Genomic DNA, 23,570 nt, shown 5'->3' with positions numbered 1-23,570 from the left:
CCTTACGTTCTATTTATATCATTAATTTGCATAGGAATATTCATGAAAGTAATCAGCGTGGTCGGTTATAAGAAAACAGGTAAAACGACACTGGTCACACGGCTTGTGGAAAAACTTTCCGGAAAAGGCAAGGTTGGTACTGTAAAGCAGATGTGCCATCATCGGTTCAATCCGGAGAACACCGATACAGGTAAACACTTTGATGCAGGGGCTGCGGCTGTGGCAGCAATAACAGATGGTGAACTTGTACTTGTGAGACGCAACCCATCCCTCAGCAAGGCCCTTGATGCCCTGGCAGACAGCGGCATGGATTTTGCTATAGTTGAAGGCGCTAAGAAAAGCAGCCTGCCAAAGATCGTTCTGGGGGATCTTGACAATATCGACGAGGTGCAAAATATAGTCGCCAGGCTGCCAGCAAGAGCAGACTGGGATATTGATACCCTTGCTGAACTCGTGATGCAGCAGGATGAATGGGCCACACTCGGCCTGCTCATCGAACAAGTAAAGCTGGACCCACGAATAAAACAGGCAGGGGGTATCGGTACATTCACCGGCATCGTCAGACAATTTTCCGAGGGCGTGGAAACAAAGGCATTGCATTTCGAGAAATATGAAAAGGTTGCGGAAGAGGCAATGAAAAAGATTTGTAACGACCTGATGCAAAGAGAAGGAGTTCTGGATATAAGGATGCACCATCGTACAGGCACCATAAAGCAGGGAGAAGATATCGTATACATAGTTGTTGCCGCTGCCCACAGGCAGGAACTGTTCACAGCCCTTACTGATGCCCTGGAAATGTTAAAAGCAGAAGTGCCCGTATGGAAAAAAGAACTTACAATTGAAGGCGACTTCTGGGTACATGATGTGGAGAAATGATAAAAAGAGATGGATCTGTGCAATTACCTGTTCTTCAGGCCCATTTTTCTGTCGATCTCTTCGGCCATGACTTCCAGTTCATCGAAAATGCGCTCTGAATCTTTTCTCATTTCCTGAACTGCGGCTTTGAGGCTTCCGCCACGCAGGTAGAGCAACCTTTTTCTTCTGTATATCATCCCTGAATCTATGAGGTTGCGCAGATGATGGTTGACACGTGCCAGCCGCACATCAAGGTTATCGGCTATAGACTCGGAGGTAACCCTGTCCTCCTCAGCCAGCATCCGTAGCATATCCATTACTATCCTGGTGGCCATGTTCTCAGTGTCCCTTCCGGATGAAAGCCCGAAGCTGTCACACAACCACCTGACATCATCCTCAAGGTTCTCATACTTGGGTTTTTCAAGGCTTATGAGAACTATCTGCGAGTTCTGTGGAGTCATATATAACCGATCTCATATAACGTATATAAAAGTTACTAATTTTTGTACATATGATATGAATAATATCTAAACAATTAACATAAAACACAATATGCTTATATACTAGCGTGACAGTATAATTGCGTAACAAGCTGGCCAGAAAACCAGCCTAGTTTCATTTGGAGGATATCTACAATGATCATCAAACCAATTGGAGAGAGAATATTAATAGAAGTGGTCAAACAGGCCGAGAAGACCGATAGCGGCATTTACCTGCCAGATTCAGCCAAAGAAGAAAAGAAAGAAGGCATTGTTGTCGCTGTAGGCACGTTTGAGGATGGACGTGAATTGCCTGTGAAAAAAGGGGACCACGTGATATATGGTGGTTACAAAAGCGATGAAATAGATATAGACGGCGAGCTGCACGTATTCGTTGACTTTAAGGATCTGCTTGCGGTAATTGAAAAATAAGCAATAGGAAATAAAAATGAATCATATGAATATGGACGAAAGAGGTGTAAAAATGACTTCAAAACAGATCACATTTCATGAGAACGCACGCAGATCATTGTTAAATGGTGTGGACAAGGTAGCTAACACAGTGAAGATTACATTAGGCCCTAAAGGGCGCAATGTTGTGCTGGATAAGCCTTCAAACCCGGTAGTGACAAATGATGGGGTTACCATTGCAAAAGAGATCGAACTGAAAGACAAGTTCGAGAACATTGGTGCAAAGCTTGTGAAAGAAGTGGCATCCAGGACCCAGGATACCACGGGTGATGGTACTACCACTGCAACCTTGTTAGCCCAGTCGCTTATCACCGAAGGCATAAGGAATATCACTGCAGGAGCTAACCCCATAGAGGTCAAGAAAGGGATCGAAAAGGCCACAGAAGCTGTTGTAAAACATATCAAAGAACAGAGTCAGGATGTAAAGGACAAAGCCAAGATCATCCAGGTTGCCACGATATCGGCCAACAATGATGAAGAAATCGGAGGTCTTATCGCGGGTGCTATGGAAAAGGTGGGATACAACGGTGTAATCACTGTAGAAGATTCCAGGACAATGGAAACAAACCTTGAAGTAGTGGAAGGCATGCAGTTTGAAAGAGGGTTCGTATCACCTTACATGGCCACTGACCACGAAAAACTGACATGTGATTTCGACGAGCCATACATCCTCATCACTGACAGGACCATAAGCACAATGAACCAGGTCATACCTGTGCTGGAAAAGGTTGCAAAGGAAGGCAGATCGTTGCTGATAGTGGCCAAGGATGTAGAAGGTGATGCACAGGCAGGCATCATACTGAACATCATCCGCGGTGCTTTGAAGGTATGTGCGGTCAAGGCTCCGGGCTTTGGTGATGACCAGAAGGACATGCTCGAAGATATAGCTGTGCTTACAGGCGGTACTGTCATCAGTGAAGACAAAGGCATGAAGCTTGAAGACTTTACCAGTGTGATGCTGGGCAATGCAAGAAAGGTAACAGTGGATAAGAACAAGACCACCATAGTGGAAGGCAAGGGTAACAAAGCAGCGATCGAGCAACGGATGAGGGTCATAGAGTCACAGATCGATGTAACTGAATCTGATTATAGGAAGAAGGAACTCAAGAAGCGCCTGGCAAAGCTCGGTGGCGGAGTGGCAGTGATAAAGGTGGGTGCAGCTACTGAGACCGAGCTGAAGGAAAAGAAGATGAGGATCGATGATGCCCTGAATGCCACCAAAGCAGCAGTAGAAGAGGGTGTAGTTGCGGGTGGAGGTGTGACAATGTTCCACGCAACATCCATATTGGATGAACTGGAACTTGACGGGGATCAGCAGATAGGTGCCATGATCGTGAAAAGATCACTCGAAGAACCAATGCGCCAGATAGCTATCAACGCAGGCAGGGAAGGAGCTGAGATCGTCGCACGCGTGCGCACAGAAACAAATCCGAACTTTGGATACAATGCCAAGACCGATGTGTTCGAGGACCTCTTTGAAGCCGGTGTTATAGATCCCACAAAGGTCGTGCGCAGTGGGCTGCAGAACGCTGCCTCCATTGCGGGCATGGTACTGACCACTGAGGTACTGGTTGCGGATTTCGACGACGAGAAAGATGAAAGGACTGCTGCGATCATAATCTGATCGCCTTCCTTTATTGGAAAATAAAGATCAACTGTACTATATCTGAAATACAGAGGTGAAAGACAATGAAGTTTGGACTGACAGGATGGACTCCAGTTAGAACAGCAAGATGGGATCCCTTTGACGAGATGAGACAGATGCAGCAGCAGTTGAACAGTATGTTCAAGGACATGACTATGGGAGACCGCTGGACCGAAGCTGATACTCTGGCACCCCTTGTGGATGTTCAGGACCGGGGAGATAAGCTCTTAGTGACAGCCGACCTTCCGGGAGTTGACAAGCAGAATGTCAACATCGACGTCCAGGAGAACCTCATAAGCATCTCGGCAAAGTCCGGTACGGAGACAGAGAGCGAGGAAGAGGGATACATGCGCAGGGAGCGTACATATAAGATGTTCTCAAGGACACTTACCCTGCCTGAAGCGGTAACATCAGAGGGTGCTAAGGCAAAACTGGAGAACGGTGTGCTCACTGTGGAACTGCCAAAACTGCAGATTGAAGAGAAGAAGAAAATCCTCATCGAGTAAGCATAAAGGGCTATATTTTTATTGCACCTGTATCTGGGTGCGGGGCATGACCTTCGGGCCATGGCCCTACCATCCTTTTTACATGCTGGTCCATGGCAGCAGCACAGTCAGTCATCTGGAGAAATCCCTCCGGATGATTAATATCCATTTTTAAGTACAGTGAGTCGAACAGCGCTTATAAGACATATAAAGTTCATTGATCATTTGGGATAGAACCATAGGGGAAAAAGTATGGATCTGAATCGTTTCACTCAGAAAGCCCAGGAGGCTATCCAGGGCTCAACCACGATAGCTGCCAGATATCACAACCAGCAGATAGATTGTGAACACCTGCTTCTAGAAATGCTGGAACAAACCGGGGGCTTAGTGCCCACGTTGTTGCAGAAGCTGGATGTTGACCTGGACAGGATCACAGAAAAGGTAGAGGACAAACTGGCAAGCCTGCCGCAAGTATCCGGTCCCGGAGGAGAGCAGGTGTATATGACCCAGACACTCAGGAGAGTGCTGGATTCTGCCAGCAAGACAGCAGGCAAGATGCAGGATGAGTTCGTCAGTGTGGAACACCTGCTTATAGGGATCGCAGAGGAAAAGGATTCCATAGCAGGTAAAATACTTGCAGGAGAAGGCATCACAAAGGACCGCCTGCTTGCTGCCATCAAGGAAATAAGAGGGGGTAGGCGCATTACTTCAGAGAATCCGGAAGATACAATGGAACCGCTTAAGAAGTATGGTATCGACTTCACAGAGCTGGCTTCACAGGGCAAACTTGATCCTGTGATCGGCAGGGAACAGGAGATAAGGCGTACCATAGAGATCCTTTCCCGACGCAGGAAGAACAACCCTGTACTCATCGGTGAGGCAGGAGTGGGTAAGACGGCCATAGTCGAAGCACTTGCACAGCGTATTGCAAAGAGAGATGTACCTGATGCCATGAAGGAGAAGCGCATCATTGCCCTTGATATGGGAGCGCTTATAGCAGGCGCCAAGTTCAGGGGAGAGTTTGAAGAGCGGCTTAAGGCTGTGCTTAAAGAAGTTGCGGAATCGGAAGGCCAGATAATCCTGTTCATTGATGAACTCCACACCATAGTAGGGGCCGGGGCCACAGAAGGAGCTATGGATGCCGGAAATCTGCTCAAGCCCATGCTGGCACGCGGTGAGCTGCATTGTATAGGCGCTACCACGCTGAACGAATACCGTAAGTATATAGAAAAAGATGCAGCCCTGGAACGCCGTTTCCTGCCTGTGATGGTGGAACAGCCTACGGTGGAAGATACAATATCCATCCTGCGTGGACTTAAGGAAAAATACGAAGTGCACCATGGTGTGCGTCTCAAGGACTCAGCTCTGGTGGCCGCGGCTGTCATGAGCCACAGGTACATAGCGGACAGGTTCCTGCCCGACAAAGCCATAGACTTGGTAGACGAAGCTGCCGCAAAGAAGAGAACTGCCATAGACAGCAAGCCTGCGGAACTGGATGAGGCCGACCGTAAGATAATGCAGCTTGAGATCGAAAAGGAGGCATTGAAGAAAGAAAAGGATGAAGCATCCAAGGACCGCCTGGAAGCTTTGGAGAAGGAACTTGCCGACATCCGTGCAGAGTCCGATGCCATGCGTGCAAGATGGAGCCAGGAAAAGGAAACAATAGCCAAGCTCAACTCCATCAAACAACAGATAGAAGATGCTAAGGTGCAGCTTGAGCTTGCCGAGAACGATAACAACCTGGAGCTGGCTTCAAAGCTGAAATATGGAACCCTTATCCCCCTGCAGCACCAGTATGCTCAGGAAGAGGAAGCGCTTAAGAGAACGCAGGATGAGATGCTCTTAAGCGAAGAAGTGGGTGAAGAGGATATTGCAGATGTCGTTTCAGTCTGGACGAAGATCCCTGTTACCAAGCTTCTGGAAGGACAGCGCGAGAAGCTTGTGCATATAGAAGAGAACCTGCACAAGCGCATCATAGGTCAGAAAGAAGCTGTAAAGGCAGTAGCTGATTCGGTGATCCGTGCCTATGCAGGTATCAAAGACCCAAAGAGACCCATTGGAAGCTTCATATTTCTGGGACCTACAGGTGTAGGTAAGACAGAACTTGCCAAAGCCCTTGCGGCTGAACTCTTCGATGACGAGAACAACATAATACGCATCGACATGTCCGAGTATATGGAGAAACACACAGTGGCCCGTATGATAGGTGCACCTCCAGGTTACATCGGCCATGATGAAGGTGGACAGCTCACCGAAGCCGTGAGAAGGAGACCGTATGCAGTGGTGCTCTTTGATGAAATAGAGAAGGCACATCCTGATGTGTTCAATGTCATGTTGCAGATACTGGATGATGGCAGGCTGACGGACTCCAAGGGCAGGACAGTGGACTTTAAGAACACCCTCTTGATCATGACCTCTAACATATTTTCAGGTGACCTGACAAAGCTGCTGGACGTCCCTGATGGTACATACAGGCCGGAACAGGGCATGCCGGAGGTAACACACAAGGAAGGCCATGAATATGCGCAGTTGCAGGCAAAGGCACTCAATGAACTTGGCAAGTACTTCAGACCTGAGTTCCTCAACCGTGTAGACGAAATTGCCATATTCCATGCGCTTAGGCCCGATGAACTGGTCCACATAGTAGACCTCAAAGTGGCGGACCTTGTGGCAAGGCTCAGGGACAAAAGGATACAGCTGGAGATCACGGATGAAGCAAAACAATACCTGGGCAGGGTAGGCTACAGTGAGACATTCGGTGCCAGACCACTTAAGCGTGTCATCCAGAACGAGGTGGAAACAAAGATGGCAAAGCTCATAGTTTCGGGTCAGATTGCCGAAGGCTCCACCGTAATAGTGAATGTCAGAGATAACCAGATAGTACTGGACGTTGTTCAGAAGGTATGAGTTGCTGGTCCGGCCATTATTGACACAGTGGCCGGGAATTTTTCATATTGTTGATATTCATCTTTTGTATACTCCTTAACTTAACAGAATCCTCTGTTGACAAACTACATATACCCCTTTGCATAATATTCACACAGCCGACCAAAACCTATGATCGACACAGGAGAAGATTGCATGAGCACCGAAGAGATCCAGAGATTAGGAAAAGAACTTATAGATATACTCCATCTGAAAACATCACCTGTAGCCGTACGTCTTGTTAAAACGGACGAAGAATTGCCGGCTGACGTGCCGAGAATAACAGAGAATATAAGGCATTGCCAAATGGTGGACAATGTAAGAAGAAAAGGTTCTCAGTTCTATGCGGTCATTGACGATCATATGTGCAAAGGCGGTGCTGCAGTGATGGGACTTACAGAAATGGGTGAAAAACTAAAGACTGGAGAAGTGTACTATCATCTTAAACATTTTGGATCTATGGATGCTGCGAAAAACACTATGGAAAAAGTACCAAGAGTACCAGCACATTCCGTAAAAGCTGTATTGTATTCACCTCTGGAGACTACAAAATTCGATCCTGATGTGATCCTTATCATTACAAATCCAAAACAGGTAATGGAACTTTCGCAGGCACTGCTTCACAAAAACGGTGGCCGTGTCAATGCGAGTTTTGCCGGTAAACAGAGTGTGTGTGCAGATGGAGTAGCTTACCCATATATTTCAGGCGAAGCAGGTGTGACCGTGGGGTGCAGTGGCAGCCGCAAATACACTGAAATAAAAGAAGATGAAATGATCATAAGCATACCTGTTGATATGTTGCCAGGGCTTGTGGCATCTGCAAGAACGATGTTCAGTAACTGAGCATCATTTTTCTTAAAAAGGCATTTCAAAGCTGTCTCGTGCCTGTTTCAGCAAATTTATATTGACCGGGAGTTTAAGAAGAAATACCTTAAAACTCTTTTGTTCCTGCTTTTTTCATGGTCCTTCGGAGACCTTTCCAAGGGCATCTGCTATTTTCTCAGGTTTACATGCGGTATTCCTGTGATCAACTGATTCATATCTAAGGTTTGGTATTTTAACAAGCTTTTCAGATAGTTCAGCGTTCTTAATAATATAAAGAACAGTAACTCTTTAAAGAGCTGAAAGATTAGTGATATTCAAAATAATAATCCACTAAAAAAGGTTTTGTAAGTCGTAAGGCGTATATAACTTATGTGTTTAGTAGTATATGGTCAGTTTGCGATATTGAAAGAACAAACTTGCTACAGGTATGGGGCTCAGTTAGACTGGCAAATAAGCAAATACATGAACACCTCTGCCATAACATTGGGGACGTAGTGTAATACTGGTGGTGGAGAGTATCTTGCATAAGCCCATAGTAATACGGGCTAAAAAGAATGAAAGCAAAAAAGGGGTTGACTCATGTAGTCTTTTGTCCGAGCTGGGCATTCCCTTGTTCTGCGATGAAAAGTCATGTATTGGATGGTGCTAACCACGCTTCACTAAGCGCAAAATGATCAGAAAATGATTATAGGATGGGGGCCGGCATAGTCCGGAGTTCAAACTCTTCGCCAGGGATGCATACTCTGACGAAGCTGGTATAGGGGTATCACAATGAGCAATGATTCTAATCAGGGAAAGAAACCGGTCATCCGGGCTCAGAGAAGAAGACCAGCGCAATCAGATAATGAAAATAGAGAGCGTGCCGAGTCTCCAAGAAGAGAGAAGAGAGAACAGCAGAGTGGATTCAAGTCATCCACATCCGGGACCGGAAACACCGGGTCTGGAGGTAGCGGCGGCCCAGCTGGCCTGCCTTTCAAATTTTCGAAAAGAACCTTGCTTATCATTGCCGTGCTGATCGTGCTTTCTATTTTTTTAAAAGGTGGAAGTGATATCGATCAGGGTAACAACTTAGAGTCTGTGCCGACCGATGCACCTCAGGGCGTCCTTCCCGCAGTTACAGAATCTTCTTCAAAGCCTTTTATAGCCCCACCAAGACAGGCTGGTGCCGAGGAACAGACCTGGCTGGTCATGCTATATATGGATGCTGACGATAAGGTACTGGAGCATGACATTTACGTCGACCTCAACGAGGCTGAAAAGATAGGATCGAGTGACAGAGTGCAAATAGTGGCACAGGTAGACCGTTTCTCTGCCGGTTATAGTGGGGATGGGGACTGGAGTACCACAAAGCGGTTCTATGTGCAGCAGGATGACGACCTGACGAGAGTGGGATCAACTCTTGTTAAGGACATGGGAGAAGTGGATATGTCTGACAGGGACACACTGATAGATTTTGTTACATGGGCTGTGCAGAACTATCCAGCCGACAAGCATGTGCTGATCCTCTCCGACCATGGCATGGGCTGGCCAGGAGGATGGAGCGATCCAGTGCCAGCTACCCCGACAGACAGCAGCACACCCCTCTCCTCTGCACTAGGCAATATGATGTATCTGAATAACATAGATGATGCGTTGCAGACAATCCGTGAACGCACCGGACTGGAAAAGATAGAGGTTATCGGCATGGATGCCTGTCTGATGGGGCAAGCAGAGGTGCTTGCTGCACTTGCACCGCATGCCAATTATGCCGTCGTTTCAGAAGAGACCGAACCGGCACTGGGATGGGCCTACGCAAGCTTTCTGCAATCATTAGAAAAGGATCCGGGCATGACCGGTGCAGAGCTTGGGAATATGATCGTGGACAGCTACATACATCAGGACCAACGGATAGTCGATGACCAGGCAAGGGCAGAGCTTATGAGGCAGGGATCACCTATGGGAGGCTTGCTTGGACGTGGCTCTGTTCCCAGTTCCAGCCAGGTCGCCAGCAAGATGAGCAAAGACATCACTCTTACCGTGGTGGAACTGGAGTCAGTCCCTGAACTCATGCAGAGCATCAACGACCTCTCCTTTGCTCTTCAGACGGCAGATCAGAAAGAAGTGGCTAGGGCACGAAACTATGCTCAGTCATTCACATCCGTTTTTGGTCAGCAGGTGCCAGCCTCTTACATTGATCTGGGCAGCTTTGTACAGCTTCTGAAGCAAACTGATGCGGGTGTGAATGCAGAGGCTGATAAGGTGCTGGCTGCTATCCAGCAAGCGGTAGTAGCCGAGAAGCACGGGACTGGCAAACCAGGCGCTACCGGCATATCGATCTACTTCCCCAATTCACAGCTTTATCAGTCTCCTATGGCAGGTCCTCAGTCCTATACCATTATAGCCAACCGCTTTGCGAGATATTCGACGTGGGATGATTTCCTTACATTCCACTACACCGGAAAAAAATTTGATGCGGCTGCCCAACAGGCAACATTGCCAGAACCAGGAGCCAGCGTGAAAGCACCCGGGGCCGGGGAAATAAAACTCACACCTATCCAACTCTCAGATACGGTGGCTTCTCCTGGGAAACCGGTGGTACTCAGCACGGATATCAGTGGCAGCAATCTGGGCTATGCCTTCATCTTTGCAGGATATCACGATTTGCAGTCCAACTCGATCTTCATAGCGGATACGGACTATCTTGACAGCGGCCAGACACGTGAAGTTAATGGTATCTACTATCCTGTATGGCCTGAAGGGGAGTTCACCCTAGAATTTGAGTGGGAACCACTGATGTTTGCCGTCAGCAATGGAACTGATTCGGTAACGGCGCTTCTCACACCAATGGACTTTGGCGCTACATCCGAGGAGGCAACATATGCTGTCGATGGCATTTACACCTTTGCAAGCGGAGAAGCGCTCACTGCACGTCTGTATTTTAGCGATGGCTTGCTAAGACAGGTGTTCACCTTTACAGGAAATAGCACTGCAGGAGCTCCCCGAGAGGTCTACCCGCAGACAGGCGATAGCTTCACGGTACTGGAACAATGGCTTGACCTCGATGCGCAGGGAAAAGTGATACAACAAGCTACAGAGGTAGGAGAAACACTCATCTTCAGCGATCAGATGTTCAGTTACAAGGAACAGGATGCTGCTGTGGGTGAATACATAGTTGGCCTGATAGCCGAGGACCTAGATGGGAAACGGACAAACATGTACACAACTGTAAATGTGGAGTAATCCGAAAATGATCAGATGGAAGTACCCAACTTCCATATTTTATCTTAAAATCAAATAGTACAAACTATGGAATATTACATATAGATAAATATTATGCCGAATTGGGCTCTGTAAAAAGCCGAAATATTGTAATTCAAATGTAATAAAAAAGATGCTGTGTTATGTAGCACAGCTATGATCAAAGAACTTCTAGCGCTCTTTTGAAGATCAGATCGGCAATGAGCTCGTCGCTTCCAAGGGGCTTCCCGTAGAGGATCTTGACCTGCTGACCATTCATTTCAATGCTGCCCTGATTTTTTTCCGGATCCAGTTTCAATATAGCCGGAATATCTTTGGTAATATGTACACCTGATGCAAGGAATACTGGTACAGCAACTATAGTACTCACATGGGTACCTTCAAATGAAAGTAATGCTTCTTCCACTGAAGGAGTGCTCATTTCCATAAATCCGGCCTTTACAACATATTCAGGGTGTTTTTTTGCGATCATGCCTGCAATTTCAGTAACTACCTGATTGTTGTAGGGCAATCTGCTGCCATGACCTATGGCAAGGATACCGATCTTTTCACTCATATATATATCACCTTTTTAAAAAATTGTAACAATAATTCCACTAAAAGTATTACTTACTCGGATGGTTGTAAGTTTTAATCGAATATAGTTCTTTTCATTTACCTTTGGCAAAATACAACAAACAAAAATAAAGTTACCTCGATTGCAATCGATATTCGCCACTATATATATACATATTAGGCTCTCTCACGAAACCTACGAGGGTCATGTCCGCACCCTGTGCAAGTAACACTGCTTCTTTCACAGTGGCACCTTTACTGGCCATTACAGGGAATCCTGAATTAATTGCCTTTGAGACCATAGTACCCGCAAGCCTGCCTGTAGTGACAAGAGCACATCTGGAAATATCTATACCTGTAAGCAATGCTTTTCCAACTGCCTTGTCCACAGAACAGGAACGTCCGATATCCTCGCAGAACACGAGGATCTCACCGGATGGAGCACATACCAGTGAAGAATGAGCGCCGCCGGTCTTTTTCCATGCGTTGCCCCATTCTTTCAGTTTTCCTACTGCATTGAATATCACCTGTGGACTGAAAAACACATCCTTTGGCAATAAAAGACGGTTTTCGGGAGTGAAAAGAGTCGTACCGCATCTTTCCACACGTTCAAGATCGAAAAGCTGAGAAACATCGATATCGACCTTACAATCTATCCTCTTAGGACCTATATCAATGGAAAGTATGTTCCGGACATCATCCCTGCCGATAAAGCCTTCACATACCATGAATCCAACTGCAAGCTCCTCAAGTTCCCTGGGACTCGCATAAAAAGTAGTGAGGTGGACATCATTGATGAAAAGGTCAAATACCTCTTCAATAATAACATCCGCTTCTATTTGTTTTCTCTGGTCGCCAGAGATCTCCGTGCACGCTATAGTTGTATAGAGGGAAGAAGGGACAACACATTCGTCCCTGCTGAAATCCCCCTTTACAGAAGAATTACCTGCGTGCTGGCTCGTCCTCATGCTTCCTTAAGTTTCTTCACTCTGTCAAAAAGCTGTTTCATGGTGTCTTCATTGCTCTTTGTGTAAGGGAACGGAGACTCAGTGAACGGCTGGAAGTACACCGGCACATCATCCAGTCTGTAGAAGGTACCGTCACATTCCATCGCATCGATAACACCTGGCAACACTACTTCAGAGACAGTGGTTGTGGGACAGGGTGCAATATCAATGCAAATAGTGGGTATCTGTGCCATGTACTCTGCAGCATCTGCAGGGATATGACATACAAGATCAGCACTGAGCACCAGCGCAGCATCCGTATCCTTTTCCCTCAGCAGGTCCACACAGGTGTACTCTCCGGGATTGTATCTAGGATATCCCCTTGAGAAATCCAGACCGAACGGATAGCCATATAGGTACGATGCGAGCTGGTTGAAACCTGCCACGTTGCAGTGACCTCTCAGCGCTCCCAGAACACATTTTGTATAATTGTTCATTTCCTTTGCGAGGTTCAGTGCGATCTCGATGTTTCTGTGCTTTCCGTAAGATGACGATACACCCAGTCCTACGTAGATAGACACAAAATTTGACTCCTTCATCATTGTGACGACCTGTTCCATGACCTCAATAGGAATACCTGTTATCTCTTCCGCAGAAGGATGTGGCTTTTTCCCATTGACGATGGTGAACAAAGCACTTAGCAGTTCATAATCAGTGTTGGGATTAAGCTGTACGTGCAGATCAGATGCAGCAGTTGTTGGAGTCTTTCTTGGATCCACTGTAATGACAGTACGATCGAACCTGCCTCTCTTGGTCCAGTAACCCCTTGGGAACACACCATATCTGGACATGTGCCTGGGCATGGATTCCAGAGGATTGGTTCCCCAATAGATGATGAGATCTGCCCTGTTCTTTGCCTGTCCTGCTGTAGCTCCTGACCTGCCTGCTTCCTGTATACCCATTGCTGTGGGTCCGTGGCAGATCGTAGCATTAGAGTCAACTGCACCACCGAGATATTCTCCCATATGCAGACCAACTTCCTGTGCCTCAATGGCTGTCTCGCTACCCATGAAGAAGAAAGGTCTTCTGGAGTTTGCAAGGATCTGAGCAGCCCTGTCCAGAGCCTCATCCCATGTTGCAGGCCTCAGTTTGCCATTCTCCCTAACCATGGGTTCCCTTATCCTGTGCTCGCTCACAACTTCCTGGAACTTAGCATTACCCATCTTACAGGCATTCTGAACATCAATTGTGTTACCTTTGAAGTCCACAATGATATCGTCACATGATGCACCGCATACGGGGCATATAATGTTCTTTGCAACCATCTTATTCACCTCCCATGTACACCTTGAGAACAACATCTTCCGCACTGAGCACCTCGCCTTCAGCGGGCTCGACTGTTACGAGACTTCCTTTATACAGAGGTGAACCGGTAGAGAATGTAGATGGCTCTACTACCACATTGGCCCATATTGCCCTTGGCATGAAAACATGTCCGCACCTCATGTCGTTGGTGCATTTGGTATATACTAAGACTGAGCGCTGTCCGTCCCTTCTTATGACTTTTACCTTCTCAGGGAATCCCAATGCTGCGTAATCGACTTCATTAAGCCAGCAGACTGCACACTCCTGTGTGTAGGCATCGGAGTATTTGTCACCGCCCTTGGCAAGCCTTCCCTCGTCTATAGTACTTCCGGTATTAAGTAACGCTTCAATGCATACCATTTTACAGACCCCCGTTAAACTCGCTTGATACATACATTACGCCTTTTACTTTCTGGGGTATTGCATAATCACCTGCGAACTTCTTGTACTCGCCCGGACATTCTACATCACCGAACTTGAGGTCATTCTCTGTAGCTTCGTATTGGAATCCTGGAGTGAACCTGGAAATATGACCACCCACAACAATGATACCATTGGTCATCTCAGCACCCACGGTCCTGAAGGCATCCCCCTTCACAACGATAAGACCGCCATTGGCACGGATACCGCAGAAATTGTCCACGTTACCATTGATGAGGATCTCTCCGCCGCTTATACCGCCGCCTACCTGGTTCATTGCATTTCCATCAATTACTATACGCCCGCCGGTCATACCATGCCAGCTGCCACGGTATGCGCATCCGACATGATCCTTGGTATTACCTTTGATATGAAGCAGACCGCCTTTCATTTCCATACCTGCCCAGGACTCTGCATCACCCTCAACAACAATCTCCCCTCCGGCCATCTCTGAGCCAACATGCATCCCTGCATTGCCCTTTATGATGATCTTGCCAGCGGTCATCTGTTGTCCTATTCTCTTTACCCTTGGAACATCACCATCTACAATGATAGTAGTTTCCTGTGCAGAGGCTCCACCATTGCCCTGCACATCAAAGAAATAGGAAATAGGCAGCTCCTTCGGGCCCTGCCATACAACCATTTCACCAATTTCTTTTGCATTCTTGCCGGCGAAATTTTCAGGAGTTATAACCTCTGCTTCCACCATTATATCAATATCATTTTTTGGTCTAAGTGTAACTTCTGCCATTGACTCACCTCAACGGATTCACAGTCATTGGAGTTGGGTTTGCAAGGTACCTGTCAGGCGTCGGATAGTTAGAGAAGCCTAAGGTGTAGTACCTGAACCACTCCTTTACATCTTCAAGCATGTGTTTTTCATCAGCATCCGGAACCTTGATATCCGAATAATAGGTCCTCTTTTCCGGAATTGCCACTATCTCACCCTGACGGGCAACGACCTCTCCATCCTTTATAGTGTACTCTGAGTTCTGCAGGTTCCTAATAAGGCTTTCATAGTCGTTCACATCGAGCTTCTTCGGGTCAATGTTATAAATGGAAACATCACCGTCGGCTCCCACACCCAGAGTTCCTTTCCTGTATGCCATACCAATTGTCCTTGCCGGGTTGGCACGGGTAAGAATTGCAAGATCGTACAGAGACATCTCTCTTTCCTCGCCGCCCAGACCGCTTCTGTCCTGAGCCCATTTGTGGCATTCTGACATGGTATCCTGCCTGGCCTTGAGGGACATTAGCCATGCCATAATAAGCGGGTACTTTGTAAATGGACCACCATTGGGACTATCGGTTGTCATGATGGACTTCCAGGGATCATTCACGTATAAAAGGACTTCCAGACCCATTGCCCATTGCACACTGTGAACAGGATTGCTCTTAAGGTACGTGAATGGCAGTACACCTGAACCGCACTCGCACTCTACGTCTGTGTTAGACCACTTGTTACCTGTAAGCACATAGAGATCGTGAATAGCCGGCCCGTCACCGGTCATAACAGTTGCATCTCCGAATGGCACACAACCGCTGTCCATTACTACGTGGTCCTTGCTGTTGACATAATCAGTTATACCTTTTACACCTGATTCAAAATCTCTCCATGAAGTTCCACCGAACGCATTGAACTGGCAGTGTGTCAGATAAACGGACTCGTGCCTCTTTGCATTCATTTTTGTTTCCGCCCATTCCACATCTACATTGGGCTTAGCCTTTACGTTACTTGGGATCTTGAGAGATTCCCTTGTGGTCTCCCAGCAGCCCGGGTGTCCAAGGTTGTTTGCATGCAGATGCAGCGGCATAGGGAAACCAAGGTGCTCATTGATCTCGGTCAGGTTCTTGATGATCTCCGTGGGTGTAACCTCAAAGTGTATGTTCGCCTGGTCCAGAGAGCTGACGTTCTCTCCCCATCCCCAGTTCTCCACACCTGCAGGGTTCACACATTTTATACCGTACGTCTTGTGGGTCCTCATCATCCATGCAACGTAGGCTGCTGCCTTGTCGAAATCACCCTCGTTCATGTACCGCATAAGGAACCAGTTGTTCCCCAGTACAAGGTAGCCACCCATATCCAGCATGGGCGTAGCACGCATTTCCTCGTGAGTGTGACGGGCCTCAAGGGGTGGCACTGCTGCTTCGAACACAGTGGTATATCCCATCTTGGAGTACTCATATCCCCCCAAGTAGACAGTGGGAACAGTGTAACCTGAACCGGAGTGAGTAAGCGGGGTTTTCTTCATATAACATTTGTAGTGGTCCTCCGGCCTCATGAGCCTTCCTGCGTTAACTTTCGCACCGGCAACATGTGAGTGGGAATCCACACCACCAGCCATGACGGTCATGCCGCTGGCATCTATGACCTTTGCATTATCCATCTCAGATGCAGAGAGCTCTCTTACGACCTTTCCGTCTCTGATAAAAACATCCATCCTTTCCCCGTTGACCTCATTGAGGGGATCGAACACATAACCATTCTTTACTGCAATCGTTCCAGCCATATCTAACACTCCCTTCTCTCTAACCAGATGGCGTTTACAGGACAGATCATCACACAAGCACCATCTGAACCACAGACATCCTGATTAACGACCTTAACACTACCATTTCTCACTTCAAGGATCTTCTTGCTTTCCACTTCGTTGAGATAGCCTGCTGCAAGGTTCTTATTATCCTGAGCATTGACCGGGCAAACGATAACACAGTTGCCGCATCCAAGACAGACTTCTTCATCGGTCATCAGCACGGAAGTGAGGGTAGGTCTCGGTGCCTTGACATTAAGTATCTTTTTCTCGATGATGGCTTTCTTTTCTACTTCGGGGATTATCTGGGTCTTGGTAACAGTAATAGCATCCACGGGGCAGGCCATTTCACAGGCGCCACAATAGATACATACATCTGCACGCTGAGACACCTTATCCACTCTCTCCCCTGCTTCCCACTCCGGGTTGAAAAGCGCATTGCATGGACACGTGTCAACACATGTGCGGCAGGCTGTACAGGTTGCCTCATCCCTTACCCATGTTCCAGCAAACGGTTTCTGTACAGTGATAGCATCGGCGGGACATACAGAAGCACACCATCCGCAATGTACACAGCATGAGTTGTTGATATTCGTCTCACCATCGACCTTCGCACTACCGTCGGATGCCAGCCACTGCCTGACCTCTATGCACCCCTGCGGGCATATCTGCTCGCATAATCCACAGTGTACACAGTTCTCATTAACAGTCGTTGGTTCAAGTGCAAAGCTGACATATGTATTGTCATTGATGGATTTGCCACCCTGACGCATTTCCAATGCACCTGTGGGACAGGTCTTGGCACATATACCACACATAATACAGCCTGAAGGATCGTTCTCCAGATAGTCCTTGTCAATAAGGCCTCTGGCAACCGCCCCCACGGAACCGATGGTAATGATTCCTTTCGGACATGCCACGACGCAAGTTCCACATCCTATGCACTTCTGCGGAAGATACATAAGCTGCTTGTCGTCTTTTGTTCCAAACATTACTTCATTCATCTAATCTACTCCGTAATCCTGCCTATAGTATGCATTGTAAATAGAATGTCCAATGCAATAAGAATCCCTTCCCCAGAAGGCATCTGTTACAAACTTTTCTGTTCTGAAGCTGACAAACCATTATCGTGATCTAGCTGTTCTGGCAACATACCTGAAAGGTATCTGGCTGGATATCAGTACAGATTTGCATCCTGTCTGCGAAGGCATATTCTGCCTGTTGATGCCAACGGTAGTGTAATAGATAAGATTGCTCCATTTCTTTACATATATTATACTACCTGAGGGTCTTTATTATAGTAACATGTATCTGTTATAAAATTATCGTTCTGCATTTGCAAGCGGCAACAAGCAATTCATTCAAACGTTACAATGTCTGTTCATTGTTCAGACCATGTTTTAAATAGAATCATGTATACTAACCCCCAGATAATATACTTGGAAAAAGACAATACTAAAAAATGGAGAATCAACAGAGTATTATGACTTATACAGGACATGCATATGCTCTTGGGGCTGGCACAATAGTAAACGCCATAGCTACCTGGAAAGGTGCGGCTTTTGCCGTGGATCTTAAGACTTTTGCTGACGTAAAGATAAGCAAAGGCAAAGGAAAAATATCAGGTAGTATACAAGGCCAGCCAGGTGCAGATACGCGGCTTATAGAAAGAACTGTAGAACTGGTGCTGCAATATTTTGATGTTCAGATGCAAGGTTCAGTAGAAACAAGAAGTGAAATCCCTCTTGCCAGTGGATTAAAGAGCAGCAGCGCAGCTGCTAATGCCACTGCCCTTGCCACACTGGAGGCCCTGGGTGAGGAAATGAAGCCTCTTGAAGTTGTAAAACTGGGAGTTGAAGCTGCATTGGATGTTGGTGTTAGTATTACAGGAGCATTCGATGATGCATGTGCTTCTTTTTTTGGCGGAATAGTGGTTACTGATAACAAACTTAAAGAACTGGAACGCAGGGAAGAGAAGGAAATGGATGTGGTCATTTTCGTACCTGACAGAAAAGCCTTCAGTTCAAACACAAATGTATCCCGTTCCAGAGTGATAGCTTCCTGGGTAGAAATGGCTTACAGCCTGGCTCTGGAAGGAAAATATGAAGAAGCTATGACCTTAAATGGATTTCTGTATTGCAGTGCTCTGGGTTTTGATACAGAACCCATGATGCTGGCTCTGGAATCCGGAGTTAAAGGCGTTACACTTTCAGGCACTGGACCTTCTTATGTCGCACTTGTGGATCCGGTATCCGGTCCGATTTTAAAGGAAAGCTGGTCCCAGCTGGAAATAAGCGGAAGCCTGATAAGCACTAAGATATATAATAAAGAGGCAAAAAAACTTGCTGGCCGGGAGCAATAATGAGTTCACTTGAAGAAGTACGTGTTGAGATAAAGCGTATTGACAGGAACATAGTTGATCTTATCAAGAAACGTACGGAGCTTGCGGAGAAAGTACTCGAGTCAAAGAGAAAAGCAGGTCTGCCGATCAATGACGAGGCCCAGAACAAAGTTGTCCTTGATAGGGCAGTAGACAATGCTATAGAATTCAATCTTGATACAAATCCTGTGAGATCGATATTTAAGATACTTATCGAAATGAGCATAGAACACCAGCAGGAACTTAGCGGACAGGGTAAATTCCCCTGAGGAAAGCATATAATGGTAGACATAGCAGTCATAATGGGGTCTGAATCAGACCGGGCCATAGCCAACCGTGTAACAGGAGTACTGGATGAGAGCAAGTACGCTTACGACATACAGGTAATATCAGCGCACCGCAACCCTGATACACTTGATGAATATATAGCAGGAAGTAATGCAAAAGTATTTATTGCAATTGCAGGCCTCTCTGCCGCATTACCTGGAGTAATTGCATCAAAAACAAAAAAGCCTGTGATAGGAGTGCCAGTGAGCGCAAAGATGATGGGACTTGATGCGTTACTGTCCATTGCCCAGATGCCACCGGGGGTGCCTGTAGCAAGTGTAGGTATTGACAATGGTGCAAATGCAGCACATCTTGCCATAAGGATACTAGACCTGTTCTGAAGCAGGCAGGAATCATTCACTTTTTTACTATAACATCTCATCTTTGCTTGCTCAACCCGACAACGTAATTTAACTCATTTCTACGAGCTTGCCTTTGGAGCCTTTGATATGGATTCCCGAGGCAGTGATATCGAATAAGATAAAATCCAGTGATATAGCTGTACTGCGCATCTTAGGGATGCTAAGGAAACGCTCCATTTTTCCTGTATATGGATTTTCCTTCACGAACAGCTTAATGGCTCCATGGGTCGAATAATCAGCTATCTGATGAGTTAACTGATATGCAGCATCATCCATTACATATACTACAGTTATCTGTTTAGCAGATAGTACGCGATTGAGAGTGTCGAACTTATCCCTGAACTGTTTGATGTCCAGACCAAAAGCAAGCACACCCAAGTTATCCACCACCACTACGTTGGTATCGTCCGGAATTAATTTGACCACATCTACAAGGTCCATTTCACCAATATTAAAACCCGCCTTGTCATGCCTGAAGGATATGTCAAGTTCACATTCTTTAATAAGATCGATCTCTGCGTTATTGAAACCATCCACAATATGAGCTGCCCTGGCTACTGCCCCTGCCCTTATTTCCAGGACCTGCTTGATACTAAGCAGACCTTTTTCCATAAAAGGTTCTAACTTTAATCCAAGCATCCCCGCTTGTTCCAGCAGGTCCTCCGGAGATTCTTCAGTTGCTATAAGCACACACTTTTTACCATCCGAACAGGATTGGTACAACAGATGAAGACCAAATATAGTCTTACCAGTACCCGGAACACCTGTCAAGAGTATTCCTTTTCCTTGCGGGTAGCCTCCACCTATTTTTTTATCAAGATTTCCTATGACTGTGGGGACGCGGTCCATTCTATCACTGGCCTCCATATTTGAAGGAATAATAGTAATAAAATAACAATAATAATAATAATAATAATAATAATGGTGATGACGATGATAATAATAATACCTGAGACATTATAACTAAAGATATATATAATTAGTCTTTCTTTAAAAAACAAGTGCGAAAAAAATTGAAGTATTGAACTGAGCAATTATGGGCAAATAATATAAGCTGATATCTTCAATAGTATTTACAATAAATTAATACACTGATTTTGGATCTGTATCTTGACCCTATATGAGCATAACATTGGAAGATCGTTGAACTTACTTAAAAGGGGGAAAAAATGGAACACGATATGAGCATAAGAATAGCAGGGGAAGCTGGACAGGGTATTCAGACAATAGGACTTATACTGTCAAAGACGTTCCAAAAAAGCGGACTGCACGTTTTTTCAACACAATATTACCTATCAAGGGTGAGAGGTGGAAATAATTACTTCCAGATAAGAGTGAGTGACAAACCTGTAAGGTCCATGTCAGACAGACTGGACATGCTGATAGCTCTGGATAGAACATCTGTTGAAAAATACATGGAAGAACTGCATGATGGTGTTGTACTCCTGGACGGAGAAGAAGGAAGTATTTCCAGCTATGATAAACAACTATTCGATGTGTCTTTCCAGAAGATAGCAAAAGAGATAGGTGGTAGCAAGTTATATGCCAGCACTGTAGCCACGGGTGCTGCCCTTGGTTTACTCTGCGGCGATCTGGAAGTTATGGAAGATGTGCTAAAGCATACTTTTGCAAAAAAAGGAGAAGAGGTAATACGTAACAATATCAATGCTGCAATAGCTGGTTACCAATATGCACAGGAAAACTATGCAGGAAAATGTAAATACTCTTTTGAAAAGGTCAGCAAAATACCACAGAGAATGCTTATTGATGGAAATGATGCTGCTGGACTTGGTGCACTTGCGGCAGGTGTACAGTTCCTTGCCTCTTACCCTATGACCCCCTCCACCGGTGTGATGAATTTTGTGGCTGCACATGCAGACAGGTTCAATGTGATAGTGGAACAGGCCGAAGACGAGATCAGTGCTCTTAACATGGTATTGGGAGCCTCCTTTGCGGGTGCCAGGGCTATGACCACCACATCTGGAGGCGGGTTTAGCCTTATGGCTGAGGCCCTGGGACTGGCAGGCATGACAGAAACCCCTGCCGTAATATTCCTTGGACAGCGTCCCGGGCCTGCTACAGGACTGCCTACTATGACCGAGCAGGGAGATCTGTTGTTCGCATTGCATGCTTCCCAGGGAGAGTTCCCCAGATGCATACTTGCCCCAAAGACACCTGATGATGCATTTTACCTGACTGTCAAGGCTTTTGATCTGGCTGATAAGTATCAGATTCCCGTGTTTATCATGAGTGACCAATATCTTGCAGATACCCAGTTCACTTGTGAGCGGTTCGATACTTCAAAGATCACCACTGACAGACATCTGGTATCAGATGGTGAACTGGAAAGTATGGACGCATACAAGCGTTATAGTATCACACCTGATGGCATTTCACCCCGTGCTCTGCCCGGTCAGAGCAAACATTTGGTAGTTGCCGATAGTGACGAACACAATGAAGAGGGACATATTGACCAGACAGCAGATAATCGTATACTTATGATGGAAAAGAGAATGAGGAAACTTAAAGGACTTACAATGGAAATGGAAAGTCCTGAGGTATACGGACCCCGGGAAGCAGATGTTACTCTTATAGGATGGGGGTCATCATATGGTCCTATTGAGGAGGCAGTGGACCTTCTTAATGAAGAAGGACAAAGTCTTAACCTGGTACATTTTACACACATATTCCCCATGAAGAGAGAAGAGGTAAGGAATATACTGCTGAATAAGGGCACAACTGTATGCGTGGAGAGTAATGCGACTGGACAGTTCGCGAAGATTTTGAAAACCGAAGCAGACATATCTGTCGATGTGAACCTGTTAAGGTATGATGGGATGCCTTTCACTCCCGGATATATAATACGTGCCCTGCAAGAAAAGAAGGTGATCTGATGGTTACAATGGAAGACTACCCCGACATTGAAACTGAATGGTGCCCTGGCTGCGGCAACTTTGGAATACTTAAGGCTATAAAAAAGGCACTGGTCAAACTGGAAAAGGCACCACATGAAGTTCTTATCGTGTCTGGCATAGGACAGGCAGGTAAGCTTCCTCATTATCTGAAATGTAACACGTTCAATGGACTGCATGGAAGAACACTTCCTCCGGCTGCGGGAGCAAAACTGGCAAACCATGAGTTAACAGTTCTCACTGTAGGTGGGGACGGGGATGCCTATGGAGAAGGTGGCAATCACCTGATCCATGCGATCAGACGTAATCCGAATATAACTGCCATTGTGAACGATAACCAGATATATGGCCTTACCAAAGGACAGGCATCCCCTACAAGTGAGCTTGGAATGAAGACCAAGGTCCAGACACATGGAGTTGTAAATACACCTCTAAATCCTCTTGCTCTTGCCATTTCCCTGGACTGCTCTTTTGTGGCAAGGGGATATGCAGGAAATATCGAGCATCTGACAGAGATCCTTGCAGAAGCCATTAACCATCGGGGTTTTGCATTGGTGGATATCCTTCAACCGTGCGTATCCTTTAACAAACTCAACACATTCAAATGGTATTCAGAAAGAGTATATAGGATCGATGAAGAAGGATACGTGCCAGACGATCGGATAGCTGCCTTTGAGAGATCGCTGGAATGGGGAGACCGTATCCCTACAGGGATTTTTTACAAGAAAGAAAAACCTGTCCTTGAAGATGGATTTGGTGTAATTGAAGAAGGAACTCTTATTACCAGGCCAAAGGACTATGCACTTCTTGATGAGTTGATAGATGCTTTTATGTGACCTTTAAAGGTCA

At 46.2% G+C, this 23,570-nt stretch carries 21 protein-coding genes; 12 read left to right on the top strand and 9 right to left on the bottom strand.

The genetic code is table 11. The features are described from left to right. Nucleotides 1-42: 42 nt before the first annotated feature. Nucleotides 43-876, top strand: a complete 834-nt coding sequence (locus tag METHO_RS03595; RefSeq protein WP_015324160.1) for a molybdopterin synthase — start codon at nt 43-45, stop codon at nt 874-876. A 23-nt stretch (nt 877-899) separates the two neighbouring features. Here the strand turns inward: METHO_RS03595 and METHO_RS03590 are convergent, their stop codons facing one another. Continuing rightward, entirely contained in the window at nt 900-1,316 is a 417-nt protein-coding gene (locus METHO_RS03590) for a winged helix-turn-helix domain-containing protein (protein ID WP_015324159.1), read from the bottom strand. 174 nt (nt 1,317-1,490) lie between these two features. On the opposite strand from METHO_RS03590, the gene groES reads away from it, so the two are divergent. The 6 genes from groES to METHO_RS03560 all read left to right on the top strand — a co-directional run bounded on the left by groES (nt 1,491) and on the right by METHO_RS03560 (nt 10,904). After that, complete coding sequence (groES, locus tag METHO_RS03585) at nt 1,491-1,766, top strand: co-chaperone GroES (RefSeq protein WP_015324158.1); 276 nt, start codon at nt 1,491-1,493, stop codon at nt 1,764-1,766. Nucleotides 1,767-1,818: 52 nt separating this feature from the next. Continuing rightward, nucleotides 1,819-3,429 carry a chaperonin GroEL gene (gene groL / locus METHO_RS03580; RefSeq protein ID WP_048831037.1) on the top strand — a complete coding sequence of 537 codons (1,611 nt, stop codon included), beginning with the start codon at nt 1,819-1,821 and terminating at the stop codon, nt 3,427-3,429. Nucleotides 3,430-3,494: 65 nt separating this feature from the next. Beyond that, nucleotides 3,495-3,956, top strand: coding sequence for an Hsp20/alpha crystallin family protein (locus METHO_RS03575; protein ID WP_015324156.1), 462 nt, complete (start codon nt 3,495-3,497; stop codon nt 3,954-3,956). Nucleotides 3,957-4,187: 231 nt separating this feature from the next. After that, nucleotides 4,188-6,842: an ATP-dependent chaperone ClpB gene (gene clpB, locus METHO_RS03570; protein WP_015324155.1), complete on the top strand. Its 2,655-nt coding sequence runs from the start codon at nt 4,188-4,190 to the stop codon at nt 6,840-6,842. Between the two features lie 174 nt (nt 6,843-7,016). After that, a complete protein-coding gene (locus tag METHO_RS03565) occupies nt 7,017-7,703 on the top strand; it encodes a DUF169 domain-containing protein (protein WP_015324154.1) in 687 nt (228 codons plus the stop codon). Nucleotides 7,704-8,456: 753 nt separating this feature from the next. Next, nucleotides 8,457-10,904, top strand: a complete 2,448-nt coding sequence (locus METHO_RS03560; RefSeq protein WP_015324153.1) for a clostripain-related cysteine peptidase — start codon at nt 8,457-8,459, stop codon at nt 10,902-10,904. Nucleotides 10,905-11,082: 178 nt separating this feature from the next. On the opposite strand, the gene cfbA is transcribed toward METHO_RS03560, so the two are convergent. The 7 genes from cfbA to METHO_RS03525 all read right to left on the bottom strand — a co-directional run bounded on the left by cfbA (nt 11,083) and on the right by METHO_RS03525 (nt 17,744). After that, nucleotides 11,083-11,478 (bottom strand): sirohydrochlorin nickelochelatase, encoded by a 396-nt coding sequence (gene cfbA / locus METHO_RS03555; RefSeq protein ID WP_015324152.1) that lies wholly within the window; start codon nt 11,476-11,478, stop codon nt 11,083-11,085. Nucleotides 11,479-11,611: 133 nt separating this feature from the next. Beyond that, nucleotides 11,612-12,445, bottom strand: a complete 834-nt coding sequence (gene fdhD / locus METHO_RS03550) for a formate dehydrogenase accessory sulfurtransferase FdhD (RefSeq protein ID WP_015324151.1) — start codon at nt 12,443-12,445, stop codon at nt 11,612-11,614. Further along, nucleotides 12,442-13,749 carry a formylmethanofuran dehydrogenase subunit B gene (locus tag METHO_RS03545; RefSeq protein ID WP_015324150.1) on the bottom strand — a complete coding sequence of 436 codons (1,308 nt, stop codon included), beginning with the start codon at nt 13,747-13,749 and terminating at the stop codon, nt 12,442-12,444. Before METHO_RS03545 ends, fdhD begins: the two co-directional genes overlap by 4 nt. Nucleotide 13,750: 1 nt before the next feature. Beyond that, nucleotides 13,751-14,140, bottom strand: coding sequence for a molybdopterin dinucleotide binding domain-containing protein (locus tag METHO_RS03540; RefSeq protein ID WP_048831218.1), 390 nt, complete (start codon nt 14,138-14,140; stop codon nt 13,751-13,753). Nucleotides 14,141-14,150: 10 nt separating this feature from the next. Then, complete coding sequence (locus METHO_RS03535; RefSeq protein WP_015324148.1) at nt 14,151-14,960, bottom strand: formylmethanofuran dehydrogenase subunit C; 810 nt, start codon at nt 14,958-14,960, stop codon at nt 14,151-14,153. 4 nt (nt 14,961-14,964) lie between these two features. Next, nucleotides 14,965-16,719 (bottom strand): formylmethanofuran dehydrogenase subunit A, encoded by a 1,755-nt coding sequence (locus METHO_RS03530; protein ID WP_015324147.1) that lies wholly within the window; start codon nt 16,717-16,719, stop codon nt 14,965-14,967. A gap of 2 nt (nt 16,720-16,721) precedes the next feature. Continuing rightward, entirely contained in the window at nt 16,722-17,744 is a 1,023-nt protein-coding gene (locus METHO_RS03525; RefSeq protein ID WP_015324146.1) for a 4Fe-4S binding protein, read from the bottom strand. A gap of 479 nt (nt 17,745-18,223) precedes the next feature. Here METHO_RS03525 and METHO_RS03520 point away from each other — a divergent pair, with 479 nt between their 5' ends. From METHO_RS03520 to METHO_RS03510, 3 genes are read left to right on the top strand one after another with little or no spacing between them, the layout of a single operon-like run. After that, nucleotides 18,224-19,102, top strand: a complete 879-nt coding sequence (locus METHO_RS03520; RefSeq protein ID WP_015324145.1) for a shikimate kinase — start codon at nt 18,224-18,226, stop codon at nt 19,100-19,102. Beyond that, entirely contained in the window at nt 19,102-19,389 is a 288-nt protein-coding gene (locus tag METHO_RS03515; RefSeq protein ID WP_015324144.1) for a chorismate mutase, read from the top strand. The genes METHO_RS03520 and METHO_RS03515 overlap by 1 nt, the downstream gene beginning before the upstream one ends. A gap of 12 nt (nt 19,390-19,401) precedes the next feature. Next, nucleotides 19,402-19,788 (top strand): 5-(carboxyamino)imidazole ribonucleotide mutase, encoded by a 387-nt coding sequence (locus tag METHO_RS03510; RefSeq protein ID WP_015324143.1) that lies wholly within the window; start codon nt 19,402-19,404, stop codon nt 19,786-19,788. A gap of 69 nt (nt 19,789-19,857) precedes the next feature. Here the strand turns inward: METHO_RS03510 and METHO_RS03505 are convergent, their stop codons facing one another. Further along, complete coding sequence (locus METHO_RS03505) at nt 19,858-20,658, bottom strand: RAD55 family ATPase (RefSeq protein WP_048831036.1); 801 nt, start codon at nt 20,656-20,658, stop codon at nt 19,858-19,860. A 320-nt stretch (nt 20,659-20,978) separates the two neighbouring features. Here METHO_RS03505 and METHO_RS03500 point away from each other — a divergent pair, with 320 nt between their 5' ends. Together METHO_RS03500 and METHO_RS03495 are read left to right on the top strand one after the other, a co-directional pair. Continuing rightward, a complete protein-coding gene (locus tag METHO_RS03500) occupies nt 20,979-22,703 on the top strand; it encodes a 2-oxoacid:acceptor oxidoreductase subunit alpha (RefSeq protein ID WP_015324141.1) in 1,725 nt (574 codons plus the stop codon). After that, nucleotides 22,703-23,557, top strand: coding sequence for a 2-oxoacid:ferredoxin oxidoreductase subunit beta (locus tag METHO_RS03495; protein WP_015324140.1), 855 nt, complete (start codon nt 22,703-22,705; stop codon nt 23,555-23,557). The genes METHO_RS03500 and METHO_RS03495 overlap by 1 nt, the downstream gene beginning before the upstream one ends. Nucleotides 23,558-23,570: the final 13 nt, after the last annotated feature.

It is taken from the genome of Methanomethylovorans hollandica DSM 15978 (assembly GCF_000328665.1).
In the GTDB taxonomy this organism is placed as follows: Archaea; Halobacteriota; Methanosarcinia; order Methanosarcinales; family Methanosarcinaceae; genus Methanomethylovorans; species Methanomethylovorans hollandica.
The sequence above is the reverse complement of the archived record's forward strand: the minus strand, read 5'-3'. Positions and strand labels throughout refer to the sequence as shown.